This is a genomic window from Bacteroides luhongzhouii, assembly GCF_009193295.2.
Classification (GTDB): Bacteria; Bacteroidota; Bacteroidia; order Bacteroidales; family Bacteroidaceae; genus Bacteroides; species Bacteroides luhongzhouii.
The window spans coordinates 1,512,810-1,537,141 of the sequence record NZ_CP059973.1; the positions used below are offsets into that span (position 1 = coordinate 1,512,810).

General features: G+C 43.7%; 14 protein-coding genes. 1 reads left to right on the forward strand and 13 read right to left on the reverse strand.

What is annotated here, in order from left to right; all coding sequences use genetic code 11:
* Positions 1 to 31: 31 nt before the first annotated feature.
* The 9 genes from GD631_RS05505 to GD631_RS05545 all read right to left on the reverse strand — a co-directional run bounded on the left by GD631_RS05505 (position 32) and on the right by GD631_RS05545 (position 16,419).
* On the reverse strand, positions 32 to 3,541 hold the full coding sequence (locus GD631_RS05505) for an alpha-galactosidase (RefSeq protein ID WP_143256716.1): 3,510 nt from the start codon (positions 3,539 to 3,541) through the stop codon (positions 32 to 34).
* Positions 3,538 to 5,637 carry a glycoside hydrolase family 36 protein gene (locus tag GD631_RS05510; RefSeq protein WP_143256717.1) on the reverse strand — a complete coding sequence of 700 codons (2,100 nt, stop codon included), beginning with the start codon at positions 5,635 to 5,637 and terminating at the stop codon, positions 3,538 to 3,540. Before GD631_RS05510 ends, GD631_RS05505 begins: the two co-directional genes overlap by 4 nt.
* Positions 5,638 to 5,649: 12 nt before the next feature.
* Positions 5,650 to 6,804, reverse strand: coding sequence for an MFS transporter (locus tag GD631_RS05515; RefSeq protein WP_143256718.1), 1,155 nt, complete (start codon positions 6,802 to 6,804; stop codon positions 5,650 to 5,652).
* Positions 6,805 to 6,940: 136 nt separating this feature from the next.
* On the reverse strand, positions 6,941 to 8,542 hold the full coding sequence (locus GD631_RS05520; RefSeq protein ID WP_143256719.1) for a glycoside hydrolase: 1,602 nt from the start codon (positions 8,540 to 8,542) through the stop codon (positions 6,941 to 6,943).
* 21 nt (positions 8,543 to 8,563) lie between these two features.
* On the reverse strand, positions 8,564 to 9,142 hold the full coding sequence (locus tag GD631_RS05525; RefSeq protein WP_143256720.1) for an SIS domain-containing protein: 579 nt from the start codon (positions 9,140 to 9,142) through the stop codon (positions 8,564 to 8,566).
* A gap of 5 nt (positions 9,143 to 9,147) precedes the next feature.
* Positions 9,148 to 10,116: an ROK family protein gene (locus GD631_RS05530; RefSeq protein WP_143256721.1), complete on the reverse strand. Its 969-nt coding sequence runs from the start codon at positions 10,114 to 10,116 to the stop codon at positions 9,148 to 9,150.
* 5 nt (positions 10,117 to 10,121) lie between these two features.
* Positions 10,122 to 12,524 carry a glycoside hydrolase family 2 protein gene (locus GD631_RS05535; RefSeq protein ID WP_143256722.1) on the reverse strand — a complete coding sequence of 801 codons (2,403 nt, stop codon included), beginning with the start codon at positions 12,522 to 12,524 and terminating at the stop codon, positions 10,122 to 10,124.
* A gap of 122 nt (positions 12,525 to 12,646) precedes the next feature.
* Complete coding sequence (locus GD631_RS05540; protein WP_143256723.1) at positions 12,647 to 15,283, reverse strand: family 78 glycoside hydrolase catalytic domain; 2,637 nt, start codon at positions 15,281 to 15,283, stop codon at positions 12,647 to 12,649.
* Positions 15,284 to 15,408: 125 nt separating this feature from the next.
* Positions 15,409 to 16,419: a LacI family DNA-binding transcriptional regulator gene (locus GD631_RS05545; protein WP_143256724.1), complete on the reverse strand. Its 1,011-nt coding sequence runs from the start codon at positions 16,417 to 16,419 to the stop codon at positions 15,409 to 15,411.
* A gap of 187 nt (positions 16,420 to 16,606) precedes the next feature.
* On the opposite strand from GD631_RS05545, the gene GD631_RS05550 reads away from it, so the two are divergent.
* Complete coding sequence (locus GD631_RS05550) at positions 16,607 to 17,248, forward strand: carbohydrate-binding family 9-like protein (protein WP_143256725.1); 642 nt, start codon at positions 16,607 to 16,609, stop codon at positions 17,246 to 17,248.
* Between the two features lie 162 nt (positions 17,249 to 17,410).
* Here the strand turns inward: GD631_RS05550 and lpxA are convergent, their stop codons facing one another.
* From lpxA to GD631_RS05570, 4 genes are read right to left on the reverse strand one after another with little or no spacing between them, the layout of a single operon-like run.
* On the reverse strand, positions 17,411 to 18,181 hold the full coding sequence (gene lpxA / locus GD631_RS05555; protein WP_143256726.1) for an acyl-ACP--UDP-N-acetylglucosamine O-acyltransferase: 771 nt from the start codon (positions 18,179 to 18,181) through the stop codon (positions 17,411 to 17,413).
* An 18-nt stretch (positions 18,182 to 18,199) separates the two neighbouring features.
* Complete coding sequence (locus GD631_RS05560) at positions 18,200 to 19,591, reverse strand: efflux transporter outer membrane subunit (protein WP_143256727.1); 1,392 nt, start codon at positions 19,589 to 19,591, stop codon at positions 18,200 to 18,202.
* An 11-nt stretch (positions 19,592 to 19,602) separates the two neighbouring features.
* Entirely contained in the window at positions 19,603 to 23,037 is a 3,435-nt protein-coding gene (locus GD631_RS05565; RefSeq protein ID WP_143256728.1) for an efflux RND transporter permease subunit, read from the reverse strand.
* Positions 23,038 to 23,053: 16 nt separating this feature from the next.
* Entirely contained in the window at positions 23,054 to 24,229 is a 1,176-nt protein-coding gene (locus tag GD631_RS05570; RefSeq protein WP_143256729.1) for an efflux RND transporter periplasmic adaptor subunit, read from the reverse strand.
* Between the last annotated feature and the right edge of the window lie 103 nt (positions 24,230 to 24,332).

Consider the following 24,332-nt stretch of genomic DNA (forward strand, 5'->3'; position numbering starts at 1 on the left):
TATTTGTTTAATGAATAAATAGAGTACATTGTTATTCTTGTTTTAAGACAACCACTGAATGAGGTGGTAACGAACATTGAATTTTATCTTTTACTTTTAGAGGCTGGACATCCGGTGCCAACATCTGGTCAGTAGTAGGCAGATTGTTTTTGGTATAACGGTAGACCTGATAGTTACCTTTCGCTTGTGTATGTCCGTTGATGAGGCTTATCATTTTCTCCTGATCCATTCCGTTGGCGAAGACATATACCCATTTACCATTTGTGTTTCGAACGGCAGTTCCTGCATACCATTCTTCCGGCGTTGTTATCGGATGGATTTCGGCCCCCGGGCGTATGAAACGTGTCAATAGAGAATAGGCATAATATTGAGGGCGTACTTCGTAGTCACTCTTGATGTCATTGTAGTATGGTTCTGAAGCGTATGTCTTCTTTACATACTTCCACAATCCCAGTTGCTGCATTGCTCCGTAGTCTGCGTCTTTGCCATAATATTGGTCTATCAAGCTCCAGTAACTTATGCCGCTTGCTCCTGCGTTCAGCATATTGATGGCTATGCGTGCCATTAATACTCCCCGTTCATACAAATCGATATCCTTCTGTCTGGTGGCACCCACGCATTGGTTTCCACCGAATTCACCGATGAAATGGGGCTTTCCAACTGAAGCGGCTAATTGGGCGTTTTGTCTTTCCCAATCCAGAATTGTGGAGTTTGGGGTCTCATATCCGAAGATATAGGTATGGGAGTTGAATACATCAGCAACATTTGCCAGTCCTTTTGTGCAGGCTGCCAGATATTTATGTGTTCCTGTGCCTCCATCCGAGTTGTCGGAAAGGCTGAAATGTACTTTATTCCGTATTCCGTCTTTTTTGAAACGTTTGTCCAGTACCTTGCACATTTCAATGTAGTCAGCGGTAGGGGCAGCCTGGCCTTTGATGATGTATGACCAGTCCGGTTCATTGATTGGAGTGATTTCTTTGACACATGTGTATTTTTTATCATTGAACAGATGTTGTACAAGTGCTGAAAAATTCTCGCTCCATTCTTCGTAGTTGGTTGGGGCTACTACCCAGTTGCCATAATTCCCTTCTGCCAGAAAATGTCCCGGAGGAGCTCCCCAAAGAACGAGAGTGACTTCCATCTTCTGTTCCTGTGCCATATCCAATACTTTGTAGAGTGATTGCATTTCGACAGAATCGAATGTGAAATTACGCCAGTCGATACTTGATGCATCTGAATTGTCATTCTGTGGTTCGTACCATTGTGGCATGACCATTACACGCAAACTTTGCAGTCCCATTTCTTTGACACGTTTTACCACGATCCGATCCCAATCCTCGGCCTTGGCTCCATCATTACGAGTCACATTCTGTGAGAGGAAATGAGGATCGAGTTCTGCGCCTATGGCCCGGAGGTTTACGCCGGTTTTCTTTCCTACAGAAAGCTCCTGTGTGGTGGCTTCCTTACTTTGATATTTGATTATCAAGCTACTTTGTGGATTATCCAGTGTCAGAGTATAACCGTTGGCCAGTTCTTTTCCGGTTTTCTTTATAGACTCTCCCGTGTCTTTATTGGTGAGTATATAAGTCCGTTCGGGATGTAGTCCGGACAGTTTGACTGTGTAGTTTTTGTCTGGATTGTCCTTGCGACGGAAAGCTACGACGTAGCCGCTGTCATCGGACGGACGATAAAGTTGGTATGCTAACCAAATGTTTTCCGAAGTAATGTTGTCTATCCCACTTAACGGATAATAATCCTCGTAGAAATAGGGGCGGAGTTCTTTGAACTCTGCCTGACGGTCACGCATATCATAGATGGATTGTCCGGCTTCAGTTATTTTCCAGTTGTAAATAATGGAGGTACCGAGACTGGAGCGGAAGGTAAACTTGTCGGCACTTACCGTTCCTGTGCCATGCAAAGGAAGGTATAAGTTTAATCCATAGGTATGACACTGGTAACCAATCGGCTCTCCATAGCTGTAGTCTGTTCTCCACATCGGTGCGCTGCGTGAGATACTTTCGAGATCGATGCGACGTCCGCCACTGGCACAGTTGTCAACCAGCAATCCGGGAAAGCGGTTCAGAAGATATTCCCAGAAAGAATAGAGACCTTCAATATATCGGATTTCACAGATACCTTGTCTGCCTGGTTCGTCATTGGCTGCCCAGAAACCTTCCGGCTCTATATTGAAGTCTTGCCGATAGTAGTCTATTCCGTTTTCTTCGAGGAAGTCACCGATGTATTTACTCATCCATTGGCATGCCTCCGGATTTCCGAGATTGAACAGATAAGAGTCGTGTTCACCATCTTTTGTCCAGTCTTCCTGTTTGGCCTTCCCTCTGGCATCCAGCATCCATTGGGGATGTTCCAATGCCCAGGCAGAACCTTTCATAACACGTTCCGGTTCAAACCATACCATAAATTTTGAACCTACTCTGTGTACTTCATCGGCGATGGGGCGTAGCCCTTCGGGGAAACGAATGGAGTCAACACTCCAGTTCCCTACAGTATTCGCCCAATTCTTATGATTGGCCACATCTGCAGAATGATTGTACCATCCGGCATCCAGCCAGAATACTTCAGGTACTAATTTGAATTGTTCGTATCGTTTCACCATAGCAATGGCATAATCAGTAGTCAGGCAAGTATACTCATTGCAGGGAGTAGGGTCTCCATAGTTAAAACTGGTTGATATTGGATATACAGTCGGTTTACCGTCCACTTTCCATGTGTGATGGGCTTGTACGAAACGGCGGAACTGATTGTGTCCTTTCATACGGTCGGCTCCATTCCAGAATGACAGACATACGCTGGAAGTGCGGATACTTTCTTCCGGATACAGATAGGTTTTCAATCGCTCGATGCCAGAGATAAGTGCTACGCTTTGCTGATCTGCGCAACGTACATCAGCAAACCAGGTTCCCGTCCAACCGATAGCTACGATGACCCCTTGATTGGCAGGAGATTCGATATTGAAGAACGGCATACGCATTTGTGATGAGCGTCCGCCTTCCGGTCTCATATAGAGGTTATCACCCGTAGAAAGCACTTTAAGCTGTTGGCTGAAGTCTGATTTCGATGCGTGGCTACCTTCGGAGTAATGTAAGTTGAATGTTCCCGAATGATTGTAGCGGAATGTGATATCGGATACTTTTACGTTGGCAATTTCCGGTGTGTTTCTCTTACCCTGGTTGGTGAAACGGAGTACCCATTCCACGGTATTGAAGTCGGTAAAGCCTTTTACTTCACATTCTACCTTTAGTCCTCCGGATGGCTCACGGTAAGTATAAAGGTATTTCAAGACCTTGGGATCATCACTTTTCTGACGGGTAGCCGTGTAAGACCAGCTTTTGATAAACTCCTGTGAGGATTTGCCTCCATATTCAAAAGAGAAAGGAGGGACAACACCGCGGGCAAAATGAGTGGCTATCCATTGGCTGGTGTTTACCGGTCGGTCATTCATGCGGGCTACCGTCTGTCCTGTTCCGTTGTGAGGAAACAGAAGCAGAATGAATAGATAATATAATATTCTTTTTTTCATTCTTTATTCGGTTTTTCGTTGGTAACTTTATATTTCAATAATAAGGAACTATGCGGCTTTTCAAGCATGAGTACCAACTGGTCTGCCAGTTCTTTTCCCTGATAGGTTTTGCTCTGTTTGGTATCCATGTCTGTTACTGTATAGTATTTATCCGGATTTACTCCCGAAAGTCTGACGGTAATTTGTTTGTCTTTAGAGGCAGCTCTGCGGAAAGCTACGATAATTCCACTGTCGTCTGACGGACGGTGCATCTGATAGGCTAACCAGATACTATCCCGAGTCATGTCTTCTGTACCGGTTAGTGGATAGTAGTCTTCGTAATAGTAAGGTCTGATTTCATGGAATTCTTTCAGACACCGTTGCATTTCATAGACAGAGGCATTTTTATCGGTGATTTTCCAATTATAAATCAGAGCGGAGCTGACACTCGAACGGAAAGAGTATGGGTCTGTTTGTAAACTGCCTGTTCCGTGTAGAGGCAGGAAAAAATTCAATCCATACGTGTGACATTGATATCCGTCCGGGTCGTCGTAATGATAATAATCACTTCTCCATAGCGGTGCGCTTCTGCCGATTGTTTCCCAGTCAATGCGTCGTCCGCCACTGGCACAGTTGTCTATGAGCAGGTTAGGGAAACGGTTTAGCAAATAATCCCAGAAGTAGTATAATCCTTCGATGTGGCGTATTTCTTTCATTCCTGTACGTCCGGGTTCATCATTGGCTGTCCAGTAGATATCCGGCTGCATATTGAAATCCTGACGATAATAGTCAATGCCGTTTTCTTCGAGCATATCGCCTATGTATTTACTCATCCAGCGACAGGCTTCGGGATTTCCCAAGTCGAACAACAGATAAGTGTCATTATTATGTTCGGGGATATCGAGCATCCAGTTCGGGTGCTCCACCGCCCATTGAGTACCACGGATAACGCGTTCGGGTTCGAACCAGACCATGAATTTGGCTCCTACTTTGTGTATTTCGTCTGCAACAGGGAGAAGACCTTTTGGAAAGCGTAAAGTATCCACTGTCCAGTTGCCGGCTGTATTGGCCCAGGTTTTGCCATGTTCAAAGTCTGCGGCATCGGTATTCCATCCGGCATCCAGCCAGAATATCTCCGGTTTCAGTCCGAACTGTATGTAACGTTTCACCATGGCGATGGCATAATCGGCTGTCAGGCATGAGTATTCGGTACAGGGTGCGGGATCCCGGTAATTAAATCCGCTGGAAAGAGGATATTCAGCAAATTTCCCGTTAATTTTCCGTGACTTATGTGCCAGTACAAAACGGCGGAATTTGTTGTGTCCATCCATCCGGTCGTTACTTTCCCAAAACATCAGGCTGATGCTCGGAGTACGGATTGTTTCTTGCGGGCGTAAGTATAATTTCATGGTTTTCATTCCTGAAGCCATGGATATTGTCTGGTTGTTCTGTGCACATACATCTGCATACCAGGTGCCCGACCAGCCCACTCCTAATACAACTCCCTGTCCGGCAGGTGATTCGATGTTGAAGAAGGGGAGATAGTCGCCTTCTGAAGAGCGTCCTCCCTGGGGAGACATCTGTTTGGTTTCTCCCATTGCCAGGGTAACTGAACGTGGATGGAAATCATATTTGGAGATGTGGTTTCCGTCAGCATAGTGTAGCTTGAATTCTCCTTTGGAAGCGTACTGCATGGCAAGGTCTACCACCTTCACTTGTTCAAGTGTGGGGGAGTTGCTCGTCCCTTCGTTGGTAAAGTTCAATACCCATTCGGCAGCCTGGTAACTGGGGTAACCTTTTACTGTACATTCTACTTTTAATCCGTTGGTTGGATTGTAGTAGGTAAAGAGATACTTTATCATGTCCGGTTCTTCGGACTCCAGCTTTTGCTGGGAATATTTCCATTGGCGGATAAATTCTCCAGAAGGTTTTCCATCGCATACAAACGAGAACGGAGGTGTTTTTCCTTTTGCGAATTGTTTCTGAATCCATTTTTCGATATCAGGAATGTGTTTGGAAATTTTGGCTGTCGTCTGACCTGCAGCCATGATACTCCACACACTCATTATCAGCAATGAGAACAGAAGTTTTGATTCGATTTTCTTGAAATGTTTCATTAGAATACAGGTTTATGTAGTTTTTATTTTTTTCATTATTCCGATCAGGTAGCACCATACAATAGCAAGGACTATAATTGCGGATAACTGATTGTGGAATGAATCGGTAATTACTCCTAAAATAGGAGGAAGGACCGCACCGCCGGACACACCGACGATCAGAAGAGCCGATACCTCATTCGCTTTTTCGGGGATGCGTTTCAAGGACAGAGAGAAGATGATGGAAAACAGATTGGCATATCCGATTCCGAAAATCGCCACACACCCGAGGATAAACCATAGGTTAGTGCTTACAATCATCAGGATCAATCCTGCGAGGGCTATCCAGACACTATAAATATAGAATTTACTTTCTGAATATTTCATTAACAGGATGCCGCCCAGAAAGGCTCCGACAGTACGGGCGAAGAAATAGACACTGTTGCCCATTCCGGCATCGGTCAGTGGCAGGCCACAACGTTCCATCAGAAACTTGGGAAAAGTCATATTGATACCTACGTCTACACCTACCAGTACGAGGATGCCAATGAAAAAGGCAAGAATGTATTTGTCTTTGAATAATTCGAGGGTGACTTTGAAGGAAATGTTCTTTTGCTCCTGTTGCTTCTCTTGTATCGGAGTAAGCCATAACCATATCAGAGCGAGTAATGACAGTACGGCATAAATGGGGAATATCATTTTCCATCCGAAGAAGCTACCGGCCACCCAGGCTGCCAGGATAGGACCCAGGAATGAGCTGACTGCCTTCACAAACTGTCCCAAAGTCAATGTACCTGTCAACTTGTCGTTTGCAACAACATCCGTTACTAATGGGTTGAGTGAAACCTGCAGTAAAGTATTGCCGATACCTATCAAGGCGAATGCAATTAATATAGCGGTAAAGTCGTATGCAATGAGTGGAAGACACATGGCTAATACATGAAATGCGAAGCTAAGCAATACTGTTCTCTTGCGTCCGATGCGATTCATTAACATTCCGGTAGGAATGGAAAGCACCAGAAACCACAAGAAACAGGATAAGGAGATGAGATTAACCATTGTGTCTGTGAGATGGCTAAAATCATTCTTCACATAGCTCGTGGTTATTCCGACAATGTCTACAAATCCCATAACGAAGAATCCGAACATGACGGAGAGCATTTTTACTATGGATATTTCTTTTTTCATTCGTGTACTTTTGATGATAAATAACTTGGTTGGTGGACATATATATCCAGCATGGTAGATATATATGGCTAGCGTGGTGTATATATATGCCCAACACGGTGTATATATATGCCCACTAAATGGGGCATATACACTTCTATTTTTGTACTAATACCCTGATTGATGAACGAGATAATTTAAGTTTTAGGTTATTTTCTTGTGTGGTGATTGTTTCTGTCGCTTCTATCAGATTATCTCCTTCCGGTAAGCGCCCTTCCATATATTTATAGACATTGTATTCTCCATTCGCACCTTCTTTGTCGTTTTCCAGCTGTATCATCTTGTCTTTGTCTGTGCCGTTGGAAAGTACGTATGTCCATTTTCCCTCTGTGTTGAGGAAAGCACTTCCGGCTATCAGTTCGTCACCGAGGTCTAATGGATACACTTCATCTCCTTGGCGGACAAAGCGTGTCAACAGACTGTATGCATAGTATTGGGGACGCACTTCATAATCCTCCTTGATTTTGGCATATACGTCCGGATCTGCGGTGTAAGCGGATTTTAGGTATTTCCATAAACCAAGTTGTTGCATTTCCGAATAAGAAGCATTGCGGTTATAATATTGATCGATCAGACTCCAGTAACTGACTCCGCAAGCACCGGCATTCAGATAGTTCAGGGCGACGCGGATGAGTTGTACCCCTCTTATGTATGTGTCTATTCCGTATTGGCGGGCACTTCCATATCCCGGGAAACCGAATTCTCCGACAAAATGTTTTTTACCTCCGGAGGAAGCTATATTCTGACGTTCCCAATTTACGAGAGTTGAATTAGGAGTATCGTAATCAAATTTGTATACATGAGAATTATACAAGTCAGCTTCGTCGTTAGTGAAAGCAGAGACGCAGGCTGCGATATATCCCGGAGTGCCGTCTGTGTTATCAGAAAGGTTGAAGTGTACCTTGTTCCGTATTCCGTCGGCTTTGAACTTGGCATCCAGTGCTTTCACCATGGGAGCGTAAGTGTCCGGCCAACCCATCGTTTCAAAATCGCCTTGCCACATGATGCGTCCGTAACCGGCTATATGGCTGTCCGGTTCGTTGAACGGAGTAATCTGGTTGATACAGGTATAGTGTTTTTCCTCTATCAGGTATTTCACCATTGTGGAGAAGTTTTCGGCAAATTCTTCATAGTTATCCGTACCGGCAATCCACCCCGGGTTAACATTATGGCTTCGTGCATCACACAAGAAATGCATCTGGCCGCTGTTGATACCTGATAGTAAGTCGATATTGGTAATGGATCCCCATACGACTAATGTGACTCCGATATTATTTTCCTGGGCCAAATCCAACACTTTATATACGGACTGCATCTCTTCCGAATCAAAGGTGAACTTGCTCATATCTGCTACATTAGGATCATTATTGTCGTTGGAAGGCTCCCACCATTGTGGCTGCATCATGATTCGAAACTGCTGTATCTTCATTTTCTTTACCCGTCGTACGACTATATTTTCCCAGTCTTCAGCTTTTGAACCATCGTTGCGGGTGATGTTTTGTGAAAAGAAATGCGGATCCATTTCGACGCCAATAGCACGAACCGGAGTTCCTGTTGAACTTCCTACTGCAACAGAGTAGTAGTCACAAGTCGGACAATCGTCATATTTATTATAATCATCCGAGCAAGCGGACATTCCCCAAAGTGTACAAACAATGCTCAATAGAGTTTTACTGATATGTTTCATTTTCATTGCCATATGATTAAATTTAGTAGGTTATTATTCAAAGCCTAATTCTGCTTCAATTGCCTGAATCAGAATGTGGATCACTTTGATGTGAATTTCTTGTATCCTGTCGGAATGTGCTGCTCGTGGTGCGCAGACTGCGATGTCTGCCAGTCGGGACAGTTCATTCTCTCCTTTTGAAGTCAGCGCTATCACCTTCATTCCATTGCTGTGTGCTTGTACGGCAGCTTTCAGAATATTTTCGGAATGTCCGCTTGTGCTGATGGCCAATAATACATCTCCTTTACACCCCATAGCCTCTACGTATCTTGAGAATATATCGTTGAACGAGAAGTCGTTTCCCACACAGGTCATGTAGGCAGGGTCATTGATTGCAATAGCCGGTAGGGGGATTCGGTTGTTGCGGTAACGTCCGGTCAGTTCTTCTGCAAAGTGGGTGGCGTCACATAAGGAGCCTCCGTTGCCGCAGCTGATGATCTTATTCCCGGCTTTTAGTGCTTCGGCGCAGGCAGAGGCTGCCTGTGAAATAACCCCGACTGTCGTTGCTTCTCCTAGAAAACTTTCTAACGTCTGCCGGGCTTCTTCCAGTGTTGTTTCAATAAGCTCTTTCATGATGGTTAATCGGTTAAGTTGGCGGCCACAGAAAGAGCAGCATAATCTCCTATCTGTTCTCCCAAGGCAGCCGGTTTTACTTTACATACTTTGTTTGCACAGGATAATGCCTCCTGATCGATGATCTTTTGCATGATGGGTTCCATCATTTCTTTATTCCGGGTATAGATACCACCTATCACAATGACTTCCGGATTTAATATATCGATCACCATGGATAATCCTTTTCCCAGGTAAATGGCAGATGTTTCGTATATGCTTTGGGCTAATTTGTCACCTTTTGCGGCTTCTTCAGCTACTTTCCGTGCGGTAAGCTGGTCTAGTTCCTGTAAAGTGCACCATTCAACTTTCTGTCCGGTTTGTAATTTCTCCATAACATACATCTTGGAGAGTTGCGCAATGCCTCCACCACTGGCAAATCCCTCAAAAGAACCTTTCTTGCCATATCCTACAGGACCGAAATCGGACAGACGGATATGTCCCAGTTCTCCGGCGTTGTCATTGGTGCCTGTATACAGTTTGCCATTCAATATTAATCCTGCTCCCAATCCCGTACCGAATGTGAGAAAGACCATATTCTTAGTTCCTTTTCCTGCCCCGAATTTCCATTCGGCTAACGCACAGGCATTGGCGTCATTATGTAAGCTGGTTTTAACACCCATTCTTTTCTCTACCATTTCCACAATGGGAATGTTGTCCCATCCCGGCAGGTTAGGAGGTGACATGACAATACCTGTTTCACTGTTGAGGGGACCTCCGCAACAGATTCCAATCGCTTTTGTGTTAGTGGGGGTTAGTTGATGGAGTTGCATCATCTTTTCGGTCTCACAGAGGATTCTTGCTATTGTTTCGTCGACTGTTGTCGTGTCAAACTTCTTTTTGTCGATGATATGTAGCTCGTCGTTTTCTTTGATACCGTAGATGATGGCACATTTGGTGCCTCCTACGTCAATTCCTAACATGTTCTCTTTCATAAGTATTATTTTTTAGCGTATAATCCTGTTTTTTGTAACAATCGCTTGTATTCTTTCAGGCTGAAAGGAGCTTTACCGTAGAGGTAGTGGTTCATGAATTTCTGATTACCGATTTGGTATTGAATCAGATAGATTCCCTGACCGCTTTTTTCTGGCAGTGAGGCTATTTTAACCTTTTCATTAGCTGGGATACGGAAGGTGCCTTCGTAGATTTTGCGACCGGAGGAGGCGTCTGTTACTGTTACATTTCCACTTTGTACACTGCGTGTATCATTGGTTGCTATCAGTGGATAATTTCCGTCTTCTGCATCATTGATCAGTACACAAACGTCTTGCTGAACATTTTTGATGAAATAATATGCCATCTTCTTTGAATTGTAATAGTCAACAATTGCATCAGAGATTACTGGCCAGCCGTCCCGTAGATTCCACCAGATAATACCGGTCTTATCGTCGAATTTCTTTCCACGCCACATCTCTATGAAATATTTCATAGCTTCTGCCTGTACTGATTGAGAAGCGAATATGAAATCGTCCAGTTTGGAAGGAACTTCACCGAAAAGCAAGCGTACCTGGTTAATCATGAGATTGTTACGGTCGAATGTCTTTCCCCATTCCGGGAATCTGCGTACGGATTTAGTAACCCATTCGTCATTCCATTCATGATTCTTTGTCCAGGGATATACGGCATCCTTCGTCATCATTTTCTGTAGACTTTCGAGATTCGGACAGCCATGATAACCGATTTCGCTGACAAAGCAGCAAGTAGCATCTGTATAGAATTTATCTTTATAATACCCCCTAGGTCCCCATAAGTGGTTCTCCGGTAAATACTGATCGGCACTTCCTTTTTCGTATACAGCCTGACTGTAGTAAGGAGAACTGGGAAGATAAGGGCGTGTAGGGTCAAACTCATATATAACAGCCGGAAGCACTTTACGGCTTACTACATCGTGATTCGGGTTAATATTAAATGGTTGTAAAGACCAGCGTAGTGCACAATCGTCTTCATTATTTCCCGACCATAAGACCAGTGACGGATGATTGCGTAATTTGCATACGACGGAAATGGCTTCTTTTTCCAATGCTTGTGTGAATGAGGTGCGTTGAGGATAGAAAGTACATCCCATCGTGAAATCCTGCCATACCATAATACCGTTTTCATCACATAAATCAAAGAAATGATGATCTTCATACACATTGCCTCCCCAGCAACGTATCATATTGCAGTTTAGCTCTGCGGCCATGCGGATAGACTCGTCTATAAAAGAATGATCCCGGCTATGGAGTGCATCCATTGGCACCCAGTTGGTTCCGTGGATAAAAATAGGTTCTCCATTGACAATGAAGCAGAATTTACCCGGATGATCCGGTGGCAGGTTGATATCTGTAATGTCCAGTTGGATTGTACGAAGACCTACCCGCTTATTGTCAGTAGACAGAATTGTTCCGTCGGAATCCACCAACTCTACTTTGGCGTCATATAAAGCAGGCTCTCCATACCCTCTCGGCCACCATAAGTCTGCATTCTTGATTTCCATTATATACCGGAATGCCGGGGAAGCAACAATAGAACTTCCTTTATAGACTTCTTTCCCATGGCGGCTTAATGTATATACGGCTTTTACTTTATCGAATTTGTCGAAGGGTAATTTCACTTGTACATCTGTATACAAGCGGACATTCCGGGTGGCAGTGTCCACGTTAGCGACCATATAATGGACATCTGTGAGACGTACCGGATTCAATATGCGCAGCTCGACATCTCTCCATAAACCAGCGCTGACTAAGCGTGGCAGGATATCCCATCCATAAGTGTGCGGAGCTTTTCTGATGAATACGGATTCTTCAGAAGGAAAGTTTCCAATACTGAATGTTCCTAGCATGTGTTTTTGTCCTTCGATAACAGATGAACGGAGTATTACTTGAAGTTGATTGCTTTCTCCTGCTTTTATTTCCTTAGTTACATCGAAAGCATGTTCAATCATCATATTTTCTGCTTTGCCAATATGTTTCCCATTTAACCAGATGTCAGCCAGGCAGTCTATTCCGGCAAAAAAGAGTTGGTAATGTTGGCCTGACTCAATTTGTGGGGCTACGAATGATTTGGAATAACACCATTGATAGCCTTCCCATTTACGTAGGTCGTTTACATTACTGCCAATCATTGGATCTTTGATTAAGTTGGCAGCCATTAAATCCAGTTCCACATTACCGGGAACCTGGGCCGGTAAATGCCTCGTTTCAACGAGTTGCATGTCTTTTGGAGAAGTTACAGGTTCTTCAGGTTGTAGCCAATAGGAGAGCTCCCATGTCCCGTTTAAGGAGATGGATTTACCGGAATCGGCAAAAGTATCACTTGTGTAAGTGAGAAGTATCAAAAATATTAGTGTACTAATCTTCTTCATTGTTAATAGATTTGATTGATGGTGTGACAAAGTAATTTGCGATCTATTTTTATAGTATTGCATAACGGTCTCATTTTTATTTCTTTATATATTTATTAAAAACCTCCTTTCTTTTATTTTAATTAAAATGTTAGCTGATGTTTTCCTGATCCTAAATCTATCTTTTTACCATTACATTCTACTGTTGCATTTGTATTCACCGGGATTGTAACTTTAAGAATCACCTGCTCCCCTTTACGTTCCCATTCAGAACGGATGATTCCATTTACAGATTTATATTCTGCTTTTACCCAGTCAAGACCTTTTACGAAGTGGGGTTGGATAAGAATATGTTTAAAGCCGGGCTCTTGCTCGTCATAATTAATACCCGCCAACACATTATACATCCATGCATTAACGTCTCCCAAAAACATATGATTCACAGAAGCATCTCTAAATTCGGGTGAGAGTATCCATGTTTCTCCCAGCGTAGTGAATCCCTGTTTTATCCAGTTGCCCCAGGAAGGAGCCTCTTCTTGCGCAGCCATCTGATAAGCCAAGTCAGCATATCCATGTTTAGAAAGCATTCGCAGAACTGTTTTACTGCCTAAGACTCCAAAATCGAGAAGATTGTTATTGGCTTTTATCATCATTGAGAGATTGTCTGCGACTTGCTGCTCATATTCTTTCGGCACGATTCCAAGGTATAAGGCAACTCCCTGTGCTGCTTGGGAGCCATTGGCATAAATCGCTTTTGATTGGTCGAAATATTTCTGGTTGATAAGTGCTTTCAACTCCTCTGCTTTTTTTGCGTAGCGATTTCCATCTTTTCCTATGAGTTCTGCAAATTTAGCCATATAAAGATGGTCTAAATAATAATAGCAGGTAGTCGTGAATGCTGTAGGAGTTTGCGTTTGGTAGAATACCCAATCACCGATTCCATAAGTTACGGTTCCTTCCGTATCTTCGCGTCCGGCAAGATAATCAAGGTATTTGACGCATACAGGCCATATTTTTTCAATACTTCTGGTATCTCCATAATAATGGTAGATTGACATGGGGACGATAAACATTGCAGCATCCCATACAGGTCCTATCCAGTCATCATAACCCCATCCGGAGCTAGGAATGATTCCGGAGATACGTCCTTCTTCATTCTGATTGTCGACCATATCATCGAGCCATTTTTCATAGAAAGTAATGCCGTCAAAGTTCAGTAATCCTAGATCCATTGTTATATGTGCGTCGGCTGTCCATCCGTTTTTCTCTCTTTGGGGGCAATCGGTCGGGATGCTCATCAGGTTTGATAAGTATGATTGGTTGGCCGCTTTCCATATTTTATTTAATAACTCATTAGAGCAGCTGAAGTTGCCGGTAGGGGGAACAGCCGTATGTATAAATTGCGCTGTTAAACTTTCCTTTGTTAGTTTCACTGGGCGGTCTGAACGTACTTCTACATATTGAAACCCATGATATGTGAAATCGGGAGTGAATGTACCCTGTTCTCCGTCTAATATATAAGTGTCTGTCTGAAATGCAAGACCAGGCAATGGTTTATAATAAATATCTAGGTTGCGCATTTCCAGGCGTCCGTTATCTTTTAATAATTCGCCGTGTTGCAGGTCGACTTTAGTCCCTTTTTCACCATTGATAGAAAGTGTACAGACTCCTGACATGTTAACTCCGAAATCATATACATAAACTGTATCACCAAAAGAACGCATATTGACCGGGGAGATAAATTGTTCAGTCGCAATAGCGGGCATGTTCTGTGATATCAGTAGGGGAGAAGGAGCATCTACCTGAATTGCGTTCGTCCATTTAGAGTCATCAAAACCCGGTTTATTCCATCCGGCAATTGCAAGACGCGCATCATACGTGTCACCACTATAAATGTTGTTTTGCGCATAGGGACCAGTGGCGGTCTTCCAACTGGAGTCTGAAGTGATAATCTGTTCTTCTCCGTTTGTGTATGAAATATGCATTTCACAGATCATTCTCGGGCGGTTACGCCAGCGGGCTTGTTCATAGCTCCATGTTGCTACAGGAGCTGCTTCGTTGTAAAATCCGTTTCCAAGTACTGCAGATAGTACGTTCTCTCCTGTATGTAGTAGTGAGGTTACATCGTATGTATTATATAGATTTCTTTTATCGTAATGAGTAAAACCCGGGTTGAGATGTGAAGACGTTACCGGCTGGCCATTTAGTGTCATTTTATAATATGCTGCTGCACTTACATACAATCTTGCCTGCTGTATTTTCTCTTGAGTGGTAAACGATTTGCGGAGCATGGGTGCTGAAGGGTAGTCTTTATCGTGATTATCAGTAATCCATACTCCTGTCCAGTCACTTTGATTGATCTGGGCAGTTTCAAAACTGGATATGGGAGAGGTTATTTTATGGTTTCCTGTCTTGTCCCATGCTGTTACTTGCCAATAATAACGAGTTCTGGGTTTTAGTTTTTTTGCTCCTTGATAGATCGCATAAGGAATACCAGAGTAGATTGTGTCGGATTGCCAGCTATTCTCAGATGAGTTTCCCAGATCTTGTTCCCGGGTGGCGATACATAGTTGGTAACTATTTTGAGAAAACTCTGTCTCATCTTCATTGCTGGTTGTGTAATTCCAGGTAAAACGTGGTGCCGGTGAATCAATGCCCATCGGAGCGGCTTGGTATTCACATCGCATATTTTCAATATCAATATTATTGCTGTTACATGCCCATACAAGAAGTCCTAATAGAGCCAGCATGTGTTTTTCACTTTTAATTTGGAGCTTCATAATTCTGTATCTTTTTGTTAATAACTAGAATATTATTTTCTTTTTTGTTACATCAGCTAATCTAATATCCTTAACTACTTTCACTAAACCGGTTAAGTAATTAGGGAAAAATATAAAAATTACAATTAAGGTAATGAGCACGGCAGGACAAGTGTTTCTACTTCTCTCTTTCCACTGGAATTTTCTAGGCGATATTTGATATCGCCAAGTAGGATTCTTACAGCATTTTTACCAATCTCCTCTATTGGCATTCTTGCGATGTTCATATTGGGGGCTAAGACACGGAATGCAGATACTCCATGAATACAAGCTAGTTCATATCCTTTATTTATATTGATTCCTTTTTCATAAAAGTAGCGGAAGGCTTCCAAAGCTAAGATATGTGTTGTGAAAAAGAACCCGTCTACATCGGGTACTTTGCTGAAAATCTGATCTAATGCTTTGAAAACATTCTCTTCATAATCCACAAAAGTCACTTCTCCATATAGATCAGGGTCAACGGGCAGATTAGCTTCGATTAAAGCTCTGGCATACCCTTCCCGTCTCATGTTCATTGTGCGGAGATGGGGGTTTGTTGTGATAATAGCTATTTTGGATGATCCATTATCGATCATCCTTTTAACCAACTCGTAACTGCTGCCTTCATTGTCAATAATGATGTAGTTTGTCTGCATCTCAGGAAAGTAACGGTCGAATAAGACCAGTGGATAACCCTCCTTGACTAAATTCTGTATTTCAATTTTAGAAACTTTTGTGGGGGCTACTATGATTCCGTCCACTTGTTTCGCCTTGAATAATCGGATCATCCTGTTTTCTCTTTCTATTTCAGACTCAGAGCTACAAATCATTAGTGAGTAGCCTTGTGCTTCCGCTTCCATTTCTATAGAGCGGGCAACTTTGGAATAAAAAGAGTCTGTAATATCCGGTATAATTAGCCCGATAGTGCCTGATATACCTGTATTCAGGCTTCTGGCCAGTAAGTTAGGTTGGTAGTTGAGCTGCTTGGCACATTGAAATACTTTTTCTTGTGTGGCGAGACTGATGCCTTTTTCATCCCCTTTGCCAGAAAGTACCCAAGAGACTGTAGTCTTGGATAATTTTAATGTTTCTGCTATGTCTTTAAGGGATGTTTTCATAAATAGCATCTATTTAATCGGTTAAGTACAGGCAAATATATGAAAAAATATCTCATTATATAAAAGATAGACAAGATTTAACTAATAATTGCATTTTAATGGAATAATTTGCGATTTAAAAATAACATGGAAATAAGGTGTAAACCAAAGAAAGTAACTATATTTGTATCATTCAAACGAAAGATATATGAAAGTAAAGAAAATTAGTGCGGCTAACGTGGAGGCTTGTTCGCTTCCTAAATTATTCGATGAAGAAAAAATAGATTTTCAGCCGATTCACTGTGTCAATTGGGCTGAATATCCATACAAACCCAAAGTGAACTTTCGCATTGCTCACACGCAGAACTCAATTTTGCTACACTTTAAAGTGAAAGAGGAGAGTGTACGTGCCAAGTACGGTGAAGATAACGGTTCTGTATGGACTGATTCCTGTGTAGAATTCTTTTCTATACCTGCAGGCGACGGGATCTATTATAATATAGAATGTAATTGCATCGGAACTATTCTGGTGGGTGCCGGCCCAGTTCGTAACAACCGGGAACATGCGCCGAAAGAAGTGACTGCTCTTGTGCAACGTTGGTCTAGTCTGGGTAATCAGCCTTTTGCGGAACGTGTCGAGGAGACAGACTGGGAAGTTGCTCTCATCATTCCGTATGCTGTATTCTTTAAGCATCAGATTGAATCACTCGATGAAAAGGAGATAAAAGCTAATTTCTATAAGTGTGGTGATGAGTTGCAGACTCCTCATTTCCTTTCATGGAATCCGATAGAGATTGACCAACCGGATTTCCACCGCCCCGATTTCTTCGGTACTTTGGAATTTGAATGATGAATTGAATTTCTGGATTTGAAGATGAATCACTAGTGACGCTGAATCACTGAAGTTTCGTCCATTTATAAAAATATTATCTATTGCGTCATCCGTCTATAAAAAAGAAGGGTGACGCTTTTCTTTGAGCATCACCCTTTCTTTCTATATAAGTCATTTTGTTTATTTCACAATACCTCTTTCCGAGCTCTTTACGAAATTGACAATATTCTCGATTTCTTCACTCATAGGAACTTGATCAATAATCTTCTGTACGGCATCTTGAATGCTGAAATTACCCTGATAAATCAAACGGTATGCATTAGCGATGTGACGAAGGATTCTTTCCGATGTATTATGATGTTGGGAAAGAACTACGGCGTTCACACCGTGATATGCCACCGGATTTCCTGACATGATAACGTATGGAGGTACATCTTTAGATATACGGCATCCGCTTTGTACCAGTGTCCAACTTCCTATGTGACAATATTGATGTAGGGTAACGTTTCCACTTAGAATAACGCAGTCATCCAATGTACATTCTCCTGCAATAGTGGTGCCGATACCTACCACACAGTTATTGCTGATTTGTACGTCATGGCAAAGATGTACCTTGTCCATCAGATAGTTTCCGTTTCCGATTTTGGTAGCATTGCCGGCAAATGTAGCGCGGCTGATTACTACATTCTCACGAATATCGTTATTATCTCCGATAATCAGGCTGCTTTTTTCTCCAGTATAGTGGAAATCTTGTGGTTCCGCTCCGAGAACAGCATTCTGATGTACCTTGTTTCCTTTTCCCATTTTAGTACCTTGCAAGATACTAGCGTAAGACATGATGACGCAGTCATCCCCGATTTCTACATTCTTTTCAATGTAGGCAAAAGGCTGAACTGTTACATTCTTACCCAGCTTTGCTTCGGGATCTACGTAAGCTAACGGACTAATCATAATAGTATATGTTTAAAGTTATTCTTCTCTTCCACCACCCAATGCCTGGTAAAGGCTTACTACGGCCTGCATCTGATCGAAGCAATCGGAAACCTGAGAGATTTGTGCGCTCAGGTAAGACTGTTGTGCCGATAGTACTTCCAGGTAGGTTGAGGTCCCTAAGTTAAACAATTCTTTTGTATCTTCCGAAGCTTTTTTAGCAGATTCTACCTGCATTTGGCGAGATTCTACTTTTTCACAGGTTTTTTGGTACAAACTTAGCGCATTGCTGACTTCGCTTCCGGCGTTTAAAAGTGTTTGCTGGAAGGAAAGTTTAGCTTGTTCTTCCTGTGCTTTTGCAGCTTTCAGCCGGGCTATGTTCTGACCCCGGTAGAATAGAGGCTGCGTAAGTGAACCAATGGCAGAAGCCAACAACTTACCCGGATTTATAATCGCACTTCCGGCGCTGTTTGTCCATCCGGCGGAGCCGCTGAGCGTGATTTGCGGATAGAATGCAGCACGTGCCGAATTTGTATTGTAATAGCAGCTTGCCAGTGACATTTCGGCTGCTTTCACGTCCGGACGGTTGGATAGCAATTGAATGGGTATCCCTGCGGAAAGTTCCGTCGGAAGTACTTGTGCTTCCAATACACCACGTTTGATGGCATGGGGAGCTTCTCCGAGGAAAGTGGACAGGGCATTTTCTGTCTCACGGATGCTTTGTTCAATGTCCGGAATAGTGGCAAGTACTTGCGCATAAGCAGCTTTGCTCTGTTCTACGCCTGCCGAATTGATATTGTACATAGCAGAGTTTTTCATTGCTTCCATTGTCTCGGCATTCTGTTTCAGAATTTCAGCCGTGGCTTTGGTTATTTCCAGTTGGCGGTCCAACATCATTAATGTATAATACATATTGGCGATGTTAGAGACAACTTGTGTTTGTACTGCCTGGCGGTAAGCTTTCATTTGCTTCAGTGTAACTTGCGCATTTCGTTTAGAGTTTAGCAACTGACCGAATAAATCGACCTGCCAGCTAGCTGTAACAGGCAGTGAGTAAGTTTTGGTAGCTGCGTTCTTGTCGAAGCTGCTGATAGTTCCCTGCGGAGACAATCCTAGTGACGGGGCATAAGCCAGACGAGCTGACATCAGGGACGCTTCTGCCGCTTTTACATTCTGTGCAGCGGACAAGAGGTCAGTATTTTGGTTCAGTCCCGCTTCGATGAGAGACTGGAGTTGTGGGTCGGTGAAGACTTCTCTCCACGGCAGATTACCGAAGTTGGTTGTATCCGAAGCCAGCGTATCATTCTCCGCTACCGGATCGCGATACAGGCCGGAAGTAGTAATGTCTTCGGGTCTGTCATACGACTTATAGATGTGGCAGCTGCTCAGGAGAGCAGTTGCGCACAACATATATAGAATCTGTTTCTTCATATCGAATTTCATTATTTAGCGTATTGTTCAATCTCTGTTACGGCATCTGTATTGTCGATATCTTCCCATTCCATCGGTTTCACTTTTTCTTGCAGATACTGGAAGATAACAAACAAGACAGGAACGATGAAAATCTGGCAAATCATACCGATTAACATACCACCGATAGAAGCAGTACCCAGTGTACGGTTACCATGAGCACCTACACCGAAGGCAAACATCAACGGAAGCAGACCGACTACCATCGCCAGGGAGGTCATCAAGATCGGACGGAGACGGGCACCGGCACCCAATACGGCTGCCCATGTGATGCTCATACCCATCTTACGACGGTCGAGGGCGAACTCTACAATCAGGATGGCGTTCTTCGCCAACAGACCCATCAACATGATTAACGCAATCTGCATATAGATATTGTTGGACATCGTACCAAGAATCATCTTCAGCATCGAGATATTACCGATAGCACTAACTCCGTTCACAAACAGGAAGCTGCCTAACAGACCGAACGGAACGGACAGCAACACGGCCAACGGAAGTATGTAACTTTCGTACTGCGCACTCAGCAACAGGTAAACGAATACGAAACAGAGGATGAAAATCAATCCGGTAGCACTACCACTGCTCTGTGCTTCTTCACGTGCCATACCACCCAGCTCGTAAGTGTAACCGGTCGGAAGGTTCTGGCTGGCTACTTCCGCCAATGCAGCCAATGCCTGGCCTGATGTATAACCACTGGCAGGAGCCACCATCACTTTCATGGAAGTGTAGAGGTTGAAACGGCTGATGATGTCTGGGCCATATACCTTATCGACAGTGATGAATTGAGAGATAGGAGCCATTTCACCGGCATTGTTACGAACCTTGATATTCTTCAAGGATTCCAGGTTCTTGCGTGATAACGGATCCGACTGAATCATTACACGGTACATCTTACCGAAACGGTTGAAGTTGGATGCATACAGACCACCGTAATATCCCTGCATGGTAGTAAGGATGTCACTCGGGCTGATGCCTGCCTTCTTACAAGCTGCCGCATCGATATCAATCATATATTGCGGGAAATTCGGGTTGAACGTCGTTTTTGCCGAATTGATTTCAGGACGGGCTTCCAGTGCGGCGGTATAGTCGTTGACTACATCGAAGAACTTGTTCAGGTCGCCACCCGTCTTATCCTGCATGTTCACCTCAATATCTGTAGATGCCGAATAACCCGGAATCATCGGCGGAGCAAAGAACAATACCTGTGCTTCCTTGATGATCTTCTGTGCACGCATATATAAGGAACCCACCACAACGTCAGAGTTCTGTATCATCGAACGTTCATCCCAGTCTTTCAGTTTGATGATGAAAGAACCGTAGGACGGTCCCTGTCCACCAATGAAACTGAATCCGGAAATCAGTGTACGCGAAGATACGGCAGGGTCAGCGGCAATCAGGCTGTCTACACGTGCCAGAATCTCTTCCGAGCGGTCTTGTGACGTACCCGGCGGCAAGGTTACAGCTCCCATCAATGTACCGGTATCTTCATTTGGCACCATACCTGTCGGAGTAGTATTCATGAAGAACATAAGCAATACGATGGAAGCAACGACCAGTCCCATAGACAGCCACTTCTTTTGGATAAAGAACAGTACGCGTTTCTTATACCGTTTCAGGATAGATTCATAGGTATCATTGAAACTGTTCTTGAATTTCTTCGTGCTCATTCCGATTAGTGCCAGGATACTGAGAAGTATGAGGATGGCGGTAACTATCGGGTTGATATTGAAGAATCCGAAAATCATACCGAGGATGACAACAAGTGTGAATGTGAGTGTGATTCCCGGATGCAACATCTTTCCGATAGCCTCGGTATATCTGTTTATCATTGTTGTATGAGCTGCCTTATAGGCTGTTTTCATACGCTCCTTCAATGGAGGAACCTCTTCGGAACCTTCACCTTCCTGCTTATGCGGTTTCAGAAGAACGGCACACAAGGCGGGACTTAATGTCAAGGCGTTCAGGGCGGACAGACCGATGGCGATGGCCATTGTCATACCAAACTGGCGGTAGAATGTTCCTGCCGTTCCTCCCATGAAACTTACCGGAACGAACACAGCCATCATGACCAGCGTAATGGATACGATAGCACCACCCAACTCATTCATCGCGTCGATGGAAGCCAGACGGGCGGATGTGTAACCTTGGTCTAGCTTGGCGTGTACACCCTCGACGACCACAATGGCATCATCGACCACAATCGCGATGGCGAGCACAAGCGCACATAACGTCAGCAAGTTCAAGCTGAAGCCTACCAGAGACAGAATGAAGAAAGTACCGATAAGAGCTACCGGGATGGCAATAGTCGGAATCAATGTAGAACGTAAGTCCTGTAAGAAGATATATACTACGATAAATACCAGGATAAATGCCTCGATCAATGTTTTCAATACCTCATGGATAGAAGCGAACAAGAAGTCGTTGGCATTCATGGAAACGTTTATCTTCAAGCCGGCCGGCAGTGATTTGGACGCTTCATCCAGTAACACCTGAATGTCACTGATGGTTTGTGTCGCATTTGTTCCTGCCATCTGATAAACGATACAGGTTACAGCCTTATGTCCGTTTACACGGTTGGTAAAGTTATATCCCAAACGGTCCAGTTGGATTTCGGCAATATCATTCAGACGAAGTACTTCACCGTCGGGCAAAGACTTGATGACGATATTTTCGAACTCTTCCGGCTGTTGCAGACGTCCTTTGTAACGGATGGTATATTGGAAAGTCTGGTTACTGCGTTCACCGAATTGTCCCGGGGCAGCTTCCACGTTCTGTTCCGCCAATGCTGCGGATACGTCACCCGGAACCAGCTTGTATTGTGCCATCACGTCCGGACGCAGCCAGATACGCATGGAGTAGTCCTGTCCCATTACGGAGGCATCACCCACACCCGGCACACGCTGAACTTGCGGAATCAGGTTGATTTTTGCGTAGTTCTCGATAAATGCTTCTGTATACGTATCGGTTTCATCGTAAAGAGAGAATACCACCAGCATGGAAGTCTGGCGTTTCTGGGTTGTCACACCGACTTTGGTTACTTCGGCAGGCAGTAATCCCTGTGCCATAGAAACACGGTTCTGCACGTTGACGGCGGCCATATCCGGGTCTGTTCCCTGTTTGAAATAGATGGATATATCACCGGCACCGGTGTTGGATGCGTTGGAGGTCATATACATCATATTTTCTACACCGTTGATTTGTTCCTCTAGCGGAGCAATCACGGAGTTCAATACAGTTGATGCACTGGCACCCGTATAAGTGGCCCTTACCGATACGGTAGGGGGCGCAATGTCCGGATATTGGGTGATTGGCAGTGTTGCCAGTCCGATAGCACCCAGGATGACTATCAAAATAGAAATAACGGTTGATAGTACCGGACGGTTAATAAATTTATCTAACTTCATACGATTATCTAAATTATTAATTGAAAGCTGTAGCTAAATTACCATCGTGCTGGTCTTTCAAATGCTGTTGATAGTTCGCTTCTTTTTGAGCAGGTGTGATAGGCTGTATGTGCTGGCCGTCTTTCAGACTCTGTACTCCTTCAATTACGATTTTATCTCCCGGATTCAGGCCGGAAGTAACGAGATATTCTTTTCCGTTATCCAGGTTAAAGATGCCGATTTCCGTATATTTTACGGTGTTATCCGGTTGCAGCACGTAAACGAACTTCTTATCCTGGATTTCTACTGTTGCAGATTGTGGTATGCTGATTACATTTTCCATGGTATAAGGGATCAGCACGTTTGCTGTTCCACCGCTACGCAAGATATGCTCATTGTTCGGGAAAAGTGCACGCATGCTTACCGAACCGGTTGACTGGTCGATCACTCCTGTAATTGCGTCTACTTTACCTTCGATGCTGTACTCTGTACCGTCTATCAATTGTAATTTGATAGCTGGAATTTTGCTGATTTCTTCTTTGATAGTACCTCCGGTCTTAGTCATGGCCAACAATTCTTTTTCTGTCATGGAGAAATATACATATACTTCATCAATTTCAGAAACAGTAGTCATTGGAGTAGAGATGGAAGGGCTTACCAGTGCACCCAGACGATAGGGGATGTCATTGATTACCCCGTCGGAAGGGCTCTTCACTTGGGTGAAAGAGAGATTCTGCTGAGCTGTGGTAAGCTGTGCTTTCGCTTGTGCCAGTTGTGCCTGTGACTGTGCCAGTGAGTTTTCTGCCATTGACAAATCATAGTCACTGATAATGTTCTTCTTATTGAGCTCACGCTTATTGTCCACTGTCATTTGTTGAGTGCGGACAGCAGCTTCTGCTGTAGCAACGGCAGCTTTTGCTGTGCGTACTGAAGCTTCATATTGTGTAGGGTCAACAATGAACAACACTTGTCCTTTACGGACAGCTGCACCTTCGTCTACACATAGTTTCGTGATAAAACCCGATACTTGGGGGCGGATTTCTACATCTTGTTTACCTCTAATTGTAGCCGGATAGGCAGTTGTTAAATTAGCAGTCGTTTTTTGTAACTCTTGTACTGCATATTCAGGAACCTTTCCTGTGTCATTACCCTTATTGCCACAACTAGACAAGAGGGCTACGCAAAATGCAAATAAAACAATTCTACTTTTCATACTTCTAAATATCTGTTTTTTAATTTAATGCGTTTGTTGCCAGTGTGCTGTTCATCCATATAGATAAGGGGGTTAAGGAAGAAAAACCGGAAACTAAATTAGA